Genomic DNA, 16,941 nt, shown 5'->3' with positions numbered 1-16,941 from the left:
GTTTTCAAATTTCCTCAACAGAACTCCCCTAATGATTTTGCCCCCCTATACAAAATTCACAATCAAACATATCTCATGACAAAAAACTTTCCTCCTCAATTCCTTTATAGTAAAAGGTTTGTCGGGAAACCCGTTCCAGACGGGTACACACGCAACGGAAATAACCGCGGTGAACTGCCTGCTCCAGGCGACGGGAATCCCCTGAAAGATTCAATCAATTGGTTCAAGAAGATCACTTGCACGCTCCTTTTATTGACAGCTACGCTGACTTTTGCAAAAGCGCAGACAGAATGTCCTTCCCCGGGAGGAGGTTACGGTTATTTCCATTTCGGATCTTCACCCAACGACGTGCTTTTCCCGGCAGCGTTACCACCCGGAAAAACCGGTTCAGATCGGGCTACCGCGGGTCATTTGTTCAATGACGCTACAAAAACGGTTTCCTATCCCCTGCGCACCGTTACCATAAATCCCGAGTTTACGGACGGGACCGTCGGCAGCGCTGTCATCAGGTTCAACCAGTTGGGAATGACACCGGGCGCCCTTATCAAAGTCTACCCGGGACTAACAGCTACGGGTACCCCGGCGGAAACCATTAACAATGACAACACGGCCTCCTACCTGTGGACGACCCGAACCTATGCAGGGCCCGTTACGATTACCTTTGAAAGCCCTATAGCGGCAGCGAGCGGCAATTTCGATATCGACATCGTATATACCACCGGCGATCAGGTCATCACATCGCCCTTTGGCTTTCAGGTGGCGTACTGGAAAAGCTTTATAACACCGAATGCCCCCGTCTTCATTGACTCACATCCGGACCACGCCGTGCCCATTGCAATCGCGTACTTTAATGAGTCCAAGCAGCTGGTTTCTTCTGAGATATCCTTTTGCGTAGACTACGGGCAGGGCGCCCCTCTTTTGGGTAATGAGTACCCTGGCCAGATGATTTTTCATCCTACCGTACGCACCGATTTTGATGAAAATGGCTCCGTTCAGCCTATCGACCAACTTACTGCAGCCCGTATGCTGTATGTAATATCCAATGCCCCTCAACCGATTTCGGTAGAGGCCAACTATATGGCAGTACAGAGCGCAATAGATCAGTTAAGCGACAACCCCAATGGTGATCTGAGTGGGCTTGCCGGAGACGCTCAGGATGCGATACCTTCCCTTCCTTCTCCTGTAGAACCGGATTTTTCCGTTACCGGTCCCGGGTCTACCGTTTCTGCGGGCAGCGCGCAAAACTTTACAGTCAATCTCACAAATCCGGGCACAGGCCCGATGGTATTCACACTGGAAGTTCCCGCCGGCGTCACCATTAATTCAGCCACCGGTACGGGTGTGACTTATAACGCCGGAAACAAAACCATTACTTTTGCATCCTCACCGGCCTCCGCTACAGTTTCGGTAACCAATGCGTCAGCCGGAACCGCTACCTTACGCGTCCTGTACAATCAATCAAATTTCTGGAACATCAATAATCTCCTGGTCTATGAACCATGTGACGATTATCCGAAAGATGAAAATCAGGGCTTCCTGGGCATCCGGCAGGGAAACAACCCCAAGCCGTACCGCGAAGCCAGTGCCGCCTGGACCACCGCTTTGAACCCTCTTGCCTGTACCGACGGGTATTATCAAATCAATTATTTTCAACCTAATATTGGTACCCTCAGACACATAGGCAGCGGATCAACCACCATCATCCAAAACCTGACCGGTGATTTCAACGCAGTAGGATACAGTACGCTCGACAATTTTCTATGGGGCTATGACCGTGCCACGGATCAGGTGTTTAAACTCGGGGCAAACGGCTCGGAACTCTATGCAATACCCAATATGCCGGCTCCCGCCACCAATAAAAGCAGAACGGTAGGGACCGTCGATTTGAATGGCTATCTGTATCTCTATGAACCGAATGCGGCACAATATATCACCGTAGATATTAATCCCGCGCGCGCCGCCACCTATCTGAAGATCGTAGATCCGACCAATTCCTATACCGCTAAAACCGCGGCACCCTGGGGAACCGCTACAACACCCCGGAACATATCCGACTGGGCGTACAACCCCGCTACCGGCCAGATCCATGCACTGATCAATGGCGGCGGAAGCAACGCTTTTTATATTTCGTCGCTCAACCCGGTTACGGGCACTTCAACCCTGTCCGCTACTGCGGTAAACGGGACCATCACCACCAGTAATGCGATCTACGACTCACAATTTTTTGATCCAAATGGCAATTTGATTGTGTATTATGCAAGCCGTTGGTACTCGGTTAACCCGGTGACTAACGAAGTGACAGACCTCGGATCAAAGTCGGAGCCGCTTTCACTTGGCAACGACGGAGCAACATGCCTTCAGTTTACCGCGCCGACGTCATTCACTTGTAACAACCTTTATTACCAGGTGGAAACGGATGAGCTCTACAGCATCGATGGTAACGGAACACGTTCATTGGTGGCGTCGTTGTCAGGCAGCCTGGATGCGATAGGCTACAGCACGACCGATAACTTCCTCTGGGGGTATGACAACGCCTCGGGCCAGGTTTTCAAATTGGGTGCAAACGGCGTTATTCAACGGTTCGGCATCTCCAATATCCCGGCTACGACACATCCCGACGGTTACAGTGTGGGTACTGTAGGTGCAAACGGCTACCTGTATTTGTATGAAAAGAACGCGTCACAATACATCACAATTGATATTAACCCTGCAAATGCAGAAACGTACCTGAAAGTGGTGGATCCGACAGCAGGCTTCGCCATTAAAACGGCAGCGCCCTGGGGCACTGCACTCTCAGGCGGCGCCCAGGGAATTTCCGACTGGTCGTTCAATATTTCAGATGGCCAGATCTATGCGCTGACAGACGGCAATAGTGCTACTCCGTATCGCGTTCTTCAAGTCAATCCGCTTACGGGAGCCACCACGCTTCAGCCCGGACAGGTAACGGGTAGCGGGTTGCAAACCGGTGACCAGAGCTTCGGATCTTCCATTATCGACGGCAGCGGAAACTTCATTGTCTTCGGTAACACAACGGGAAATTTCTACCTCATCAATATCACAACCAAAACCGCGACCACATTCACTAACGTTGCTGCCTCCCCGTCCGGCAACAATGACGGTGCGTTCTGTTCTTTGGCGTCGTCGCCGGCATTACCGGTTACGCTCATAAGCTTCAAAGCCAGCCGTGAAGGGAAGGTTGCTACCCTGAGGTGGTCTACCGCCAGCGAAGTAAACAGCAAAGGCTTCGAAATTGAGCGCAGCGCTACCGCCTCTGACTGGACAAAAATCGGGTTCGTAGAAACGCAGTCGCAGAAAGGTCAAAGCGTAAGCCAACTGAATTACAACTTTACCGATCCACAACCGCTCGCAGGATGGAATTACTATCGCCTGAAAATGGTGGACCTGGATGGTACCTATACCTATAGCCACATCGATGCGCTGCGGGGAGAAGGAGGCCAAAAAACTATGTTTGCCTATCCCAACCCGGTCGTCAACGGTAAACTTTCGATAGGAGGTGCACCGGGTACGGGTACGCGCAAGGTAGAGGTATACAACCTGAGCGGTTTACGCGTATTACAATCGGATCTCGGGCAAAACAATGAACTGAATGTAGGGAACCTGGTATCAGGCATGTATGTGCTGCGTATCAAGGCTCCGGGCGGTGAAGTTCAGACCAGTACTTTTGTGGTGCAGTAAAAACCTGGACCAATAACCAGTAAATTACGACAGCCTTGAAGTTGACCAGCGGCGGCGCTGTCGAACCTCAAGGCTGTTGAAAATCTTCTAAAACGCTATTATGGCGGTAGTGACAAGCAGGAAACCCTTTCGGATTTCCTGCTTGTCTTTAAATAGACCTGCAGTATTATACCCGCCGGTCTTTCATTCTTCTTTTCATTTTTCTTAGTGCAGAAGAAACAGGGAGCAGAATAAACATACCGGTAAAAGCTACCAGGAAAAACACTCTCCCTATTAATTTTTGTTTAGATACACCTCCATATTCCTCGGCAGCCATTCTGGGAAATAAGGTATACGGAGGTAACACAAAAGCAAAGACTATAAACAGGATAAAAAACAGTAACGAAATCAATGCAATTTTTCTTGAAGTTTTCATTGTTTGAGGTTGTTTACATTATATTCAATCAGACTATTAAGTCGTAAAAAGAAGCTTTCACGCTTAATTTATATTTCTCGTACCACAGGTATACAGATCACGTTCAGGTTCCGAAGAACTTCAACCTGTCTGCCATAAATTCTTCATCACAAAGCCTGTTTTCTCTAAACAGGTCAACCTTTGTGGCGTAATAAAACCAGGAAAAAATTACCTCTTCACCAGGGAAGTTTTGGCCCTGTCAAGGCTAAACGATATATGTACAATATCTACCCTGGGCGTCTAAAAGGCCGTGTAATAAGTTCATCTAGTGAGTTAATTATGATAGAGGAAAATGCAATATTACAAAAGTATCCAGTACTTATAGCGATCGGTAGTATATGAACGCATGATAAAACTTCATGTATCCGTTCTGCTACTTTGCGTCACGAACATTTACCTGTATCGAAATGATTAGCAGGCGCCATAACAACAGGCTGGCTTACAATCCATTATCAGCATTCTAAAAAAGCGTCTTCAAATCCGGACATTTGAGGGGCGATGCCCGGCCTTTCTAGCCCCCCGCGCCGTCTCTCCGCTTCGCCTTTTCCCATACTGCACTTTGGTTCCCTGACAAAAAGCGAAAAATCCCGGCCAGTACGGAGTAATTCATCATGCAAAAGTAATAAGGCACAAAAAACGCCTTGATCTTGACCGCTCGACGCTCTAACCACCAGCCAAGCAGTGCCATCGCGTAGAAAAGGACCTGTCCTGCCAGCAGCAACCGATACACAGGCTCCGGGCTACCCAGGCAAATCAGGATATTGGTCGCAAGCGCCAGTACTAACGCAAACGGTGTAACCGTCCACCTCAGCACCCGGTGGCTTACATACTGGAAAAACAACACGGGAAACTTCAGCGGATTCAATAACGGCAACAGGCGCAATACCGACTGTATCCCGCCGGCCGCAATTCTCACTTTACGCTTGAGCTCCTCCTTTATACTATCCGATGTATCTTCCACCGCGTAGGCATCCGGTTCATATACGATGCGATACCCCTGACCGGCAATAAGCATCGATATCATAAAATCGTCAAGTATCGTATCACCGGGAACAGGGTTGTAAAGGGCACGGCGTACGCTGAACAGCTCGCCAGCGGCTCCCACGACCGAATAGAGCTCGGAATCCCACTTCTTCAGCAACGATTCATATTTCCAGTAAAACCCCTCCCCAGCCGTTGCATCAGCCGAACGCTCGAGACTGACACGTTTTTCACCGGAAACCGCCCCTACAAGCGGATCCGCATAATGCCCCGCAATCAGTACCAGCGCCGGCTGATTAAGTATTGCGTTCGCGTCGGTAAACACGACAATTTCGGAATCGACCATTTCCATAACCCGGTGAATGGCATGAATCTTTCCCTTACGCTCCGGCGCGTGCATCAGCTCCACCTCCGGGTAAGAAGAAACAATCTGCGGGGTAAGATCGGAAGAGCCGTCGGTTACGAAAATAATACGGAGGCGGTCGGCGGGATAATCAAGCGCCAGCGTGTTCCGGATTTTCGTTTCAATGATACTTTCCTCGTTATACGCCGCAACAACAAGCGATAGGGAAGGTAACAGATCGTCTGCCCGGCGAGGTTTACGCCCGGAAAACCCCAGCACCCGCTTCAGCCTTACCAGAATATACAGCACTATACCATAGCCTAAAAAGGTGTAAAATACCAAACCGAGAGACAACCAGAATATAAGCTTCATCCTTTATTTACACGGTATATAATCGATTAAAAATTTACGGAAAGGAATCTCCCCGGCCATTTCCGTCAGGCAACCGGAATGGAGTAGCCGGGATCGGCACTTTCCTTATGGTGTGTCAAATGCCAGCCGATTGCCCTGAACATCAACGGCACAAGGTCGCCGCGCCCGCCAACCATATAGCGGATCACACATTTAGGAACTACTGCGATCAGGTAGTACATAAAAAATAGAACAAAGACCGGAGTGCCTGCATTTTTCCGTACAAACAGGATGCGGTTACGGTGCATAAAAAACTCCTTTAACCCGGTGGCTTTCCCGACGGAAACTGATTCCTTATGGTAGATCAGCGCCGACGGCTCAATGAATATCCTGTAACCGGCCCGCCTGATCCGCTCACACCAATCCAGTTCTTCGTAGTACAGGAAATAACGCTCGTCCATCAACCCGACTTTTTCCAGTACCTCCCGGCGTACCATCATGGCGGCTCCATGCGCATAGGCAGTCTCACGCGGAGGGCCATCATACTGGCCCGTATCCGTTTCGAATTGACCGATACACGAATTCCTGCCCGTGAAGAAGTTCACAGGTGTGTACCCCGCATATTGAATGGTCTTCGGCTGATCATAATAGTGGATAAGAGGCGAAACCGCACCGGCATTTTCAGAAGAATCCAATACCCGTACGAGCTTCGATACCAGATCTGCAGTGACAACCGTGTCATTATTTACCAGGAATACATAGGCTCCCCCGGCCATCCGGATTGCCAGGTTATTCCCGCCGGCAAAGCCCAGGTTGATATCGGACCTGATGAAACGGAACTGCGGGTACTTCAGCTCCCAGGCTGGCACCGGGTTGTACCGGCTTCCGTTATCAACCACGATGAGCTCGATATTTTCATACAAGTTCTCACCCATAACAGATTCGAGCAATGCTTCCGTGACCAGGTGCTGGTTAAAATTAACCGTAATAATGGAGACAAGCTTCATTCAATTTTCAAACGTTGAGTACGGGCCTGCCCGGCAACCGGGAAAACTGGTTTCGGCCGTTTTCAAAAATAGCCATTTATGTATAATTTTAAACTGTTTTTAAAGCGGAACGGCTATCAATAAGCAACCGCCCGCTATAAGAAACAGTAACTCAACGTAACATTCAAAAAAACAGCCGGGAGCCAACGGTGATTGGAAGCTGGTAGTCGGAGGTCGGAAATCGGAAATCAGTAGTCGGAAATCGGAGGTCGGCAGGCAGCAGCGTTTCTGCGGTTGACGAAGCAGGTTTTCGTATTGCACGACCGACTCCTGAAGATTGACAGCCTTTGCTCCGATGAAAGACTTTCCACCGGCCGGATTCGCTCAATGATTTCACATTCCGATTCTTTTTAAAACGAATGAACTTATTCCAACTTCCCCGTTGGATTGAACCGATCCTCTACAACCGGAAGCGGTTCTCCGACCTTACGCCTTCTGAGATCGAAACGCTCAGGCAGAAATTACAACCCTTCAACAGGCCGGATCCTGAGATTTCAGTAGTTATTCCAGCCTGGAATGAAGAAAACAATATTCACCGGACCCTTTCTTCACTGGCTGCTAACGGTCCCCACCTCCCTACGGAAATTATTGTCATCAACAATAACTCGACCGACAGTACCCAACAAGTGCTGGACACCCTGGGCGTAAAAACTTATGTCCAGACCCTCCAGGGCACCCAGCATGCCAGGCAGATGGGACTGGAAAAAGCAAGGGGAAAATATCATTTATGCGCTGACTCTGATACTATTTACCCTCCGGAATGGATTAACTGTATGATCAAACCTTTGATGACCGACAAACGGGTTTCATGTGTGTATGGAAATTACGCTTTTCTCCCCCCGGAAGGCCAGGGCAGACTGGGTCTTGCCCTCTACGAGCTGGCAGGAGAAATGGTCACCCGGCTTCGTCAGCAAGGAAATGAATTTGTAAATGCCTATGGTTTCAATATGGGTTTTGAAACGCAAAAAGGACTGCAAAGCGGAGGGTTCAGGATAAGCGGCCCCCGGAAATACGACAATATTAAAGGAAGCGATTTTATAAATGAAAGCGAAGACGGACGAATGGCGCTCAATCTTATGTCGTACGGCCGGCTTCACAGGGTAACCGCCAAAAAAGCAACCGTATTCACGTCTTCGCGCCGCCTGATAGATGACGGGAGCATATGGAAAGCGTTTATAAACAGGTTCAGAAGACAGCTCGAAAACAAATAAATACGACAGCTCAATAAATTACCGCCCCGGTATGAGTCACCCAGACAACATCACACTCGTAGTTGCTACCGACAACCACTATGCAATTCTGCTCGGCGCACTTATAAAGTCTATTGAGGAAAATCATAAGACTTCAGAAAAAATTGACCTCTATATTATAGATGACGGCGTTTCGGATTCCAACCGGAAACGCATCAGCGAGTCGGTTACGCCCGCGGTCACTACGCTTTTCTGGTTCAAGACCCGCGAAGTACTGCCTCCGGGTATCCGGATCCCGGTAGACAAATCCGCTTTTCCGATCACTACTTACCTGAGGTTATTTGCACCTTACATTATACCCGCGGAAGCCCGCCGGTTTATTTACCTGGATGTCGACATGATCGTGCTCGAGGACATCTCGAAACTTTGGCACACAGACCTGCAGGGAAAGTTGCTGGGAGCGGTACAGGATCTGTCCAAAACCGTCGGTTCGGATTGGGGCGGAATACCGCGCTACGAAAAATTCGGTTTCAAAGCCGACGACCTCTATTTCAATGCCGGGTTGATCATAGGCGATCCGATCAGGTGGCGGAAAGAGGACATCTCGAACAAGGTGATACAAGCCATCACCGACAACCTCGATGAAGTGAACCTGGCGGATCAGTACGGGCTGAACGTAGTGCTCAATAACCAATGGCTTCCGCTGGACGAAAGATGGAACGCGTTCTCGGCACTGGATATCAAGGCCCCTTACCTGATCCACTTCCTGGACATCAAGCCTATTTTCAAAACCTATCGTTCCAATCCTCTCTACCGCGAAGAATTTTACAAATACCTCCGCCTTACCCCCTGGAAGGATTTCGAACCGGTAAGCGATTACCGCCGGCTTGCCAGGAAAGCCTATAACAAGCTCAGAAAAAACGTACTAGGACTCCTGAAATAATCGCCGCATCATGCACTTCCCGGATGTTACTCTGCTTGTGACCCACTATAACCGGAGCGCTTCGCTCGAACGGCTCCTCGCCGCCTTCAGGCAGCTGGACTGCTCTTTTGAAAACATAGTCGTGTCAGACGACGGCAGCAGACCAGAGCACCTGGCGCATATCAGGTCCATGCAGGCGCACTACGCCTTCCACCTCGTTACCACACCGGTCAACAAAGGGCTGGGGAACAATATCAATAAGGGGCAGGATGCCGTCGCTACGCCTTATACCCTGTATGTACAGGAAGATTTTGTTCCGCAGGAAATATTCCCGCGTGTTTTTTCTGACGCAATGGAACTGATCCGGGAGAAGCCGGACCTCGATGTCGTGAGGTTCTATGCCTATTTTGTCTACCCTTACCTGGAACCCGTCCGCAACGGGTTCTCCGAAATGATTTTCAAATGGACCCTGCCGGGATACCGGAAGTTTTACTACTACAGCGACCACCCTCACTTGCGGAGAAGCACTTTCTTTTCCAGGTTCGGAAGATACCGCGAAGGTATTAAAGTCGAAGCCACTGAATACCGGATGATGATGTCTTTCCTTGCCAACAAAGGGAAGGCCCTTTTTTACGATCGCTATACTACCGTTTTTGAACAAATCAACTCTACCTCCGAACCGAGTACTGTCAGGCGCAACTTCTGGCGGGAATCCGAAAACCCGCTGATCTCCGGCGTCCGGCACCTCTACCGGTACACACGGTTTAACCTGGATTACCTGTTTACCAAAAGGGTCTGAGCCCGGACCTTTCAATTCTCAACCTCAATGTTTATGAAAAAAAATTTTACCTCTGTTCTTTTATTCCTTCTGGTAACGCTGAAGGGATTTTGCCAATCTGCGGTACCTCTTCCGGGCCGCATTGAAGCCGAAAATTTTACTGCCGGCAGCGGGGTAACGCCTTCTGCGGCCAGCGAAGAAAACAGCATGCAGATAGGCTGGATGAGCGACAGCACCTGGATGGAATATGCGGTTTCGGTTGCAGCTGCCGGATACTACAAATTTGAATTCCGCGTAGCCAATGGCTTTAGCGATAATGCCGCGCTCCAAATCCGAAATACAGCCGGATCGGTACTGGCGCATACCCCCGTACCGCGCACCGGCGGCATGAATGAGTGGAAAACCGTTGCGCTGCTTACCTGGCTCCCTGCCGGCAACCAGTCGCTCCGCCTTTTTACTTATAAGGGTGTTTTCAGCCTGAACTGGTTTGAGGTGAGCCAACCGCTAAAGCCGGTGCCCGGCAGAATTGAGGCAGAGGATTTTGACCTTTCCTACCAGGTAAATACCGAAAATACTTCCGATGCCGGCGGCGGGCTCAATGTCAACAACATCGATGACGGCGAATGGATGGACTACCTCATTAACATCACTGAAACCGCCGATTATACCCTTCGTTTCCGGGTGGCCAATGCTTATGGCTACGGCATTATCAAGGTGATCAACCTACAGGGCGACACGCTCGCTACCGTAAATGTACCCCAAACCGGGGGCTGGCAAAGCTGGAGCTCGATCGAAACAACGGCCTCACTGACAGCCGGTCAGCAGGTGCTCAGGATTTTCGCCGGCAGAGGCGCCTTTAACCTCAACTGGTTGGAAACCGACCGCCTGCTTGCTCCTACCGTGATCACCTTTGCCCCCCTCGCTTCAAAATTCGTGACTGACACCCCCTTTACACTCAGCGCTTCCAGCAACAACACAGAAAGTCCATTGGTTTTCTCATCCTCCGACACCACTATAATTTCAGTTGCTTTTGAAAACGGGTCCTGGAAAGCCACGCCCCGACAGGCTGGAAATGCCACGATTACCGCCTCGCAGGCAGCAGGAACCCATTTTCAGGCGGCCACGGCTTCACAACCGATCCAGATCCTTACGCCTCCCGTCTACCTTTCGCTCCCCGGCCGGATTGAAGCTGAAAATTTTTATGCATCAAGCGGCCTTTCCGCAGGCAATACTTCAGACGACAACGGAAACCAGGACATAGGCTGGATAGGCGATAATAACTGGCTGGATTACCCTGTACATATCCCGGTCTCCGGGTATTATACTTTCACTTTCAGAGTAGCCAACGGCTTCAGCGACGAGGCTGCTCTGCGGGTTTTGTCTGCTGACCACGCCGAACTGGCACGGCTTGCCGTTCCCCGAACGGGCGGTATGAATAACTGGAAGACGGTCCCTTTAATGGTTTGGCTTTCTGCAGGCAACCGGATATTGAGGATTGACATCCCCAAAGGGCTTTTCAGCCTCAACTGGTTTGAAGCGCAGCAGAATATCAAAGCAATTCCCGGACGTATCGAAGCAGAATCTTTCGACCTGGCATCGGACGTCGGTACCGAGCAAAACAGCGACCAGGACAACGGGGTAAACATCCATTCTATCGATGACAATGACTGGATGGAATACAACGTGTCGGTAGCGCAGGCCGGAAGCCACGTTTTCAACTTCCGTATCGCCAACGCCTACGGCAATGGTATTATTGAAATCAGGAACAGCAATGGAACTGTCCTCGGAGAAGTGAATGTTCCCCAAACCGGGGGCTGGCAAAACTGGAGCAGTGTCAGCACGACGGCAACGCTGCCCGCCGGGAACCAGCTTCTGCGCTTCCATGCCAAAAGAGGAGCCTTCAACTTCAACTGGGCTGACGTCGCTTACGGAAGCATTCCGCAAACCGCCTCGGTAATTGTATTTCCCGCCCCGGCCGACAAAGAAGCGGGTACTGCGCCGTTCGACCTTGGTATTTCAAGCAACAATACGGAAAGCCCCATACAAGTCGCCTCTTCAGACACCACGGTAGCAACCGTCCATCTCTCCGGCGGGGCCTGGTACGCAACGCCTGTTGCGGCGGGAACAGCCACGCTTACCGTCACGCAAGGAACGAGCACCCATTACCTGGCCGCGGACCCGGTCTCCAGGCCCGTTACCATTCTGCCTGCCAACAGCGCCGGCGCGCAGAAAATTACGCTGGACCCTGCCAGATGGTACATTCTGAACAACGCTGAAAAAGGATTGGATGACCTTTTTGACGGGGTTACAAACGCAAACGTAAATATAGGATGGGGAATGGTGATGGAAGAATACGAAGCCTACTACCCGCTCTATGACAATGAAACCATGACCCTTGAAAAGATCAGGATGTTTGATTTCGAAGGCATATTTGCGGATAAACCCATGACCATATCAGTGATCAACGACCAGTGGCAACGCATACCGGTCGCTACTTTCACGGGAGAAAGCTACGGATCCTGGACCGGTCCCTACCCCGACCGGAACACCGGCGGTGAAGCACGCTTTAACCTTGATTCTGCCGTTACCAATATCCGCTACCTGGTGCTTAAGATAAGAAGCGGCCTCCCAACCGAGCTTGAGTTCTACGGCACCCATACCCCCGGAACACCGCCGGCTCCTGTGGCCGGGAACGCGCAGGCGAAGTTGAAAGATATGCTGGGGGTCAACGCCTATGAATGGAATTTCCAGGACGGCAACACCCCCTGGCAGATCAATGAAGACAAAATGAATATGGCGAAAAGCTTCTCCGGCATCCGTCATTATATCGACTGGGAAAAACTCGAATCGTCGGAGGGGGTGTATAGCTTCAATCCGACCCTTAGCGGCGGCTGGCATTACGACCAGATTTACGAAAGGTGCCGGCTGGAAGGCATCGAGGTGCTGGCCTGTATCAAAACCCTCCCCGGCTGGATGGCCAGCTCATACCCTCAGAACATAAGAGATCATGAAAACATCCCGGCGCTATACGGAAGCGACATTTCACTACCACAATCCTACATACAGCAGGCGCGGGTTGCTTTCCAGTTTGCAGCGCGCTACGGCAGCAATACCCAGGTAGACTCTACCCTGCTGAGCGTTTACAGCATACCCAGGTGGCCCGGCGACAACCCGAACACCATCAAGATCGGTACAGACCTGGTCAAATACATGGAGTGCGATAACGAACGCGACAAATGGTGGAAGGGTCGTCCGGCCTATCAGACCGCCCGGGAGTATGCGGCCAACCTGTCTGCTTTCTACGATGGCCATAAAAATACCATGGGCCAGGGTGTGGGTGTAAAAAATGCAGATCCGTCTATGAAAGTAGTAGTGGCCGGGCTTGTTTCCGGTCCTGAGTATATCCGCGCCATGGTCGACTGGTGTAAGGAATTCCGAGGCTACAAAACCAACGGCGAAGTGAACCTTTGCTGGGACGTGATCAACTATCATATCTACACCGACAACACGTCGTCATCGCAAAGCGGCACTTCCGACCGGGGCGCCGCCGTAGAGGTAACCAACGCAAACGTCAAGACCGACGCTTTCATACAGGTTGCGAAGGAACTTTGCTACGGCATGCCGGTCTGGATTACCGAAACCGGTTTTGACACCCACCAGGACAGCCCGCTGAAAGCAATTCCGATAGGGAACAAAACTGCACTGGAAACCCAGGCGGACTGGATACTGCGCATGTCGCTGTTTTCGGCACGGCATGGAATAGGCAAAGTCTTTTTCTACCAGATGTTCGACGACAATTCGACGGGAGGAATTTTCGGGACTTCCGGCCTGATCGAAGCCTCGAACCTTACCCGCCGGCCGGCGGCAGACTTCCTGTACCAAACCCGGAAGCTGTTCGGTGAATATCATTTTGACGAAACGATCTCGCAATATCCGTTGGTTGACCGGTATTCCGACAACGGTAAAGGCATGTATGTCCTGGTAATGCCGACTGAAAGCGGGCTGACGGGCAGCTATACACTTTCGCTCAGCGGGTACCCCAAAGCCAGGATCTACACGCCTACCCCCGGACAAGAAAACATGACCATGCTAGAAGCCAATGTCCAGAACGGCCAGCTTACCGTTTCGGTCGGTGAAACTCCCGTCTTTGTCGTGCCCGCTTATGAAGATACCGGGGTTGGCGTTTTCGAGCAGCGGTCTGCTGCACGACTAGCCGAAGACGGCACCGATGCTCGCAAGGACTTCAGCGATAAGCTCATTGTATACCCGAACATCGCAACGACCCATATCACGATAGGTCTTGAAAACGAATCCGCCGGCGATTTGCAGGTGCGTATCTTCGACCCTGCGGCCGGCCGCCTGTACAAATCTACAGCGCTCCGGGGCGCCCGGATAAAGGGATCCCGCATCGATGTTACCGACATACCCGAAGGGATATATGTTGTCGAGCTGAAACAGGGCCAGGCCATCGCCTACCGCAAAATTGTAAAGTCCGCCAACTGATAGCCCGCAATTCCCTGTTTACCTTTGTGACTGAAATACTTTGTTAACCCTCTTGGTTGATGCAAATGTCGAGCTTTGTCAAGTTAGTCAGAAGATGGTCCGGTGTGATAAGCATCGCATTCGGGATGATTCTCGTCTTCATATCGCTTTACTTTTCTTATACCAGCCTTGAAGAGTTGGCCTCACAGAACAACGGCGTAAACAATACAATCAGTGTTCTCAATCAAACGGCCAACTTTGCGCTGAAGACAAAGGACCTGCAGTCTAACGTACGGGGCTATATCGTGACCGGCAATACGGAGCTGTTAACTTCCAACAAATCTCTGAAAAGCCAGATCACGGCCATCGGCGACACGCTCTATAACCTGGTAAGCCATTCCCCCGACCAGATTGCACGGGTAAATGAAGTCAGGGAAATCACCTCGCAGATTATCGCCTTTACCGAGCTTTCTACCGATGTGTACGATCAGTACGGGCTCGACAGCGCAGCCGCATTGATCAGGGGCGGAGCGGGAATTACGCTTTTCAAACGACTGGGAACCAAAATCAGCGAGATCCAGGAAATCGAGGGCAGGCGCATGGGATATCACAAGCTGCTTTCGTCACAAAGCCGGCACCATACCATCCTGTTTATGATCGGGACGGGTATCACCGGCTTTTTCATAACGATTCTGTCCATTGTTTTCTTGTCGAGAGACCAACGAAGGCAACGCGCGCTCAAGCGGGAAATTTATAGGAAAGAGCGGATGCTGAACCAGTACATAGAGGCAATTCCCGATGGTGTGATGGTGATCAACAACCAAAAGGAAATCCTGATGCTTAACGGCAGCGGAAAAAAAATGCTGGGTATCACGGAGGATACACCGCCTGACCTTGAGGCCCTTACCACCCGGATTACACTGACCGATGTAAACGACAACCACCGCTATAATTCGAACAACCTGAGCCTTTCCGCCGCCCTGAACGGCGCCGAGCTTGTAGGCAAAAAAACACACCTCGTCAGGAATGGAGAATTAATTGTATTCGAGAGCAATATCAGGCCCATCTGCGACTACAACGGGGAAATCATCGGGGCAATCTCGGTTTTCAGGGATATTACCGACAGCGAGGTCTATTCCAAGTCTCTTCAGACCGAGCGCGATAATGCGGAACGATCAGCGGTCATCAAGGACGTATTCCTGGCCAACATCAGCCACGAAATCCGTACCCCGCTTAATGCCATCCTGGGTTTCACCTATTTATTGGAAAACGAGCACCTCGCAGCCCCGGCCGGCGAATACATCAGCTATATCCAGGTAGCCGGGAAAAACCTGCTCAGCCTTATTAACGACCTGCTCGATATTTCTAAGATAGAAGTAGGGGAAGTACACCTTGATATGCAGCCGACTTCCCTTATCGAGCTGGTCGACTCCGTAGCCATTCTGTTGAGCCAGAAGGCCTCCCAGAAAGGGATTGTTTATCAGCAGATCCTGCCGGAAGGTCTTCCGGCCCAGGTCCTGACCGACAAGCTGCGCCTTACCCAGGTCCTGCTGAATATCTGCGGCAACGCCGTGAAATTCACCGAAAAGGGAAGCGTCACCATGCGCGTCGAGCCCGTTGCACCGGCGGTTGGCTCGCTGCAAACCATCAGGTTTACCATTACCGACACGGGAATTGGTATTGCGAAAGAGAAGACCACAAAAATATTCGACCGCTTTGTACAGGCTTCCGAAAGCACCACCAGGGAGTTTGGCGGAACCGGGTTGGGACTCAGTATTGCGAGGTCGCTTGTGACGCTGCTGAACGGCACGCTCAGCCTGGAGAGCACCCTCGGGAAAGGCACACAATTTATCCTGGAGTTCCCTTTTGAAATCCTGGACGTACCGGTACGGAAAGAATTTCAAGACCATACCCAGCCGATTCATATCAGGCCGGACTCGCTCCGGATCCTGGCCGCCGAAGACAACCTGCTCAATCAGAAACTGCTGGCGGCCGTTCTCAAGCGGATCAACCTGCCGGTCGTAATCGTTAACAACGGGCAGGAAGCATTGGAGGCACTGGAAAAAGAACACTTCGACCTGATACTGATGGATGTGCAGATGCCGGTAATGGACGGCTATACAGCCATCAGGAACATCAGGAACAAGCTGCAGCTTACCACCCCGATTATCACGATGACTGCGCACGCCATGATCGGGGAAAAAGAAGAATGTCTCAGGATTGGCGCCAACAGCTATATCTCAAAACCATTTAAGGAATGTGAGCTGGTTTCGGAAATTTTCAGGCTTACGGGGGGAGATGAGGTGCCCGGTCGCGCACCCGAACCCGCCCAAATTGACGAGGTGCCGGGCTCGATGTACGTGGATCAAAAATATGTCAACGAAATCACCAACGGAGACTCTGAGCTCATAGGCGAGCTCCGATCCATTTTCGGGCAGGATTACCGGCAGCAGCTCGAAAACATCGGCCAAGCGGCTGCGGAAAAGGATTACGCTGTATTAAAAAAGGCAATCCACAAATTCCGCTCGTCCCTGATGAGCATCGGGCTCATTGAAACGGCGGCCGCCTATCAGAAAATCGAGAACGAGCTGGGTACCGGTCCGGTTGCCGCCGCCGGCCCCGCAGAAAGGCTGTCGAACCTGGAAAAAGAGGTAAACAAGGGATTTGAAGAGTTCGGGCGGCTGTATCCCTCCTGAGC

General features: G+C 51.1%; 9 protein-coding genes. 6 read left to right on the top strand and 3 right to left on the bottom strand.

Annotation, left to right across the window (positions count from 1 at the left end):
- Positions 1–75 precede the first annotated feature (75 nt).
- Complete coding sequence (locus tag ABD852_RS17305) at positions 76–3,696, top strand: DUF6923 family protein (RefSeq protein ID WP_345031182.1); 3,621 nt, start codon at positions 76–78, stop codon at positions 3,694–3,696.
- 166 nt (positions 3,697–3,862) lie between these two features.
- On the opposite strand, the gene ABD852_RS17300 is transcribed toward ABD852_RS17305, so the two are convergent.
- The 3 genes from ABD852_RS17300 to ABD852_RS17290 all read right to left on the bottom strand — a co-directional run bounded on the left by ABD852_RS17300 (position 3,863) and on the right by ABD852_RS17290 (position 6,832).
- A complete protein-coding gene (locus ABD852_RS17300) occupies positions 3,863–4,111 on the bottom strand; it encodes a hypothetical protein (RefSeq protein WP_345031181.1) in 249 nt (82 codons plus the stop codon).
- 550 nt (positions 4,112–4,661) lie between these two features.
- On the bottom strand, positions 4,662–5,846 hold the full coding sequence (locus tag ABD852_RS17295; protein ID WP_345031180.1) for a glycosyltransferase family 2 protein: 1,185 nt from the start codon (positions 5,844–5,846) through the stop codon (positions 4,662–4,664).
- A gap of 65 nt (positions 5,847–5,911) precedes the next feature.
- The gene (locus tag ABD852_RS17290) at positions 5,912–6,832 is read right to left on the bottom strand and encodes a glycosyltransferase family 2 protein (RefSeq protein WP_345031179.1); all 921 of its coding nucleotides are present in this window, start codon (positions 6,830–6,832) and stop codon (positions 5,912–5,914) included.
- Positions 6,833–7,230: 398 nt separating this feature from the next.
- Between ABD852_RS17290 and ABD852_RS17285 the strand changes: the two genes are divergently transcribed.
- The 5 genes from ABD852_RS17285 to ABD852_RS17265 are packed head-to-tail and all read left to right on the top strand — an operon-like array spanning position 7,231 to position 16,939.
- The gene (locus ABD852_RS17285; RefSeq protein ID WP_345031178.1) at positions 7,231–8,082 is read left to right on the top strand and encodes a glycosyltransferase family 2 protein; all 852 of its coding nucleotides are present in this window, start codon (positions 7,231–7,233) and stop codon (positions 8,080–8,082) included.
- 31 nt (positions 8,083–8,113) lie between these two features.
- On the top strand, positions 8,114–9,004 hold the full coding sequence (locus ABD852_RS17280) for a glycosyltransferase family 8 protein (protein WP_345031177.1): 891 nt from the start codon (positions 8,114–8,116) through the stop codon (positions 9,002–9,004).
- A gap of 10 nt (positions 9,005–9,014) precedes the next feature.
- Positions 9,015–9,782, top strand: a complete 768-nt coding sequence (locus tag ABD852_RS17275; RefSeq protein WP_345031175.1) for a glycosyltransferase — start codon at positions 9,015–9,017, stop codon at positions 9,780–9,782.
- Positions 9,783–9,815: 33 nt separating this feature from the next.
- The gene (locus tag ABD852_RS17270) at positions 9,816–14,264 is read left to right on the top strand and encodes a carbohydrate-binding protein (RefSeq protein WP_345031173.1); all 4,449 of its coding nucleotides are present in this window, start codon (positions 9,816–9,818) and stop codon (positions 14,262–14,264) included.
- 59 nt (positions 14,265–14,323) lie between these two features.
- A complete protein-coding gene (locus ABD852_RS17265; protein WP_345031172.1) occupies positions 14,324–16,939 on the top strand; it encodes an ATP-binding protein in 2,616 nt (871 codons plus the stop codon).
- Positions 16,940–16,941: the final 2 nt, after the last annotated feature.

The organism is Ravibacter arvi (assembly GCF_039540405.1).
Lineage (GTDB): Bacteria > Bacteroidota > Bacteroidia > Cytophagales > Spirosomataceae > Ravibacter > Ravibacter arvi.
This window is presented reverse-complemented; position numbering and strand designations above follow the sequence as displayed.

What these genes read in the sequence shown, in the direction of transcription:
- ABD852_RS17305 (WP_345031182.1), top strand. Translation starts at nt 76, where the DNA reads ATGACAAAAAACTTTCCTCCTCAATTCCTTTATAGTAAAAGGTTTGTC.
- ABD852_RS17300 (WP_345031181.1), bottom strand. Translation starts at nt 4,111, where the DNA reads ATGAAAACTTCAAGAAAAATTGCATTGATTTCGTTACTGTTTTTTATC.
- ABD852_RS17295 (WP_345031180.1), bottom strand. Translation starts at nt 5,846, where the DNA reads ATGAAGCTTATATTCTGGTTGTCTCTCGGTTTGGTATTTTACACCTTT.
- ABD852_RS17290 (WP_345031179.1), bottom strand. Translation starts at nt 6,832, where the DNA reads ATGAAGCTTGTCTCCATTATTACGGTTAATTTTAACCAGCACCTGGTC.
- ABD852_RS17285 (WP_345031178.1), top strand. Translation starts at nt 7,231, where the DNA reads ATGAACTTATTCCAACTTCCCCGTTGGATTGAACCGATCCTCTACAAC.
- ABD852_RS17280 (WP_345031177.1), top strand. Translation starts at nt 8,114, where the DNA reads ATGAGTCACCCAGACAACATCACACTCGTAGTTGCTACCGACAACCAC.
- ABD852_RS17275 (WP_345031175.1), top strand. Translation starts at nt 9,015, where the DNA reads ATGCACTTCCCGGATGTTACTCTGCTTGTGACCCACTATAACCGGAGC.
- ABD852_RS17270 (WP_345031173.1), top strand. Translation starts at nt 9,816, where the DNA reads ATGAAAAAAAATTTTACCTCTGTTCTTTTATTCCTTCTGGTAACGCTG.
- ABD852_RS17265 (WP_345031172.1), top strand. Translation starts at nt 14,324, where the DNA reads ATGCAAATGTCGAGCTTTGTCAAGTTAGTCAGAAGATGGTCCGGTGTG.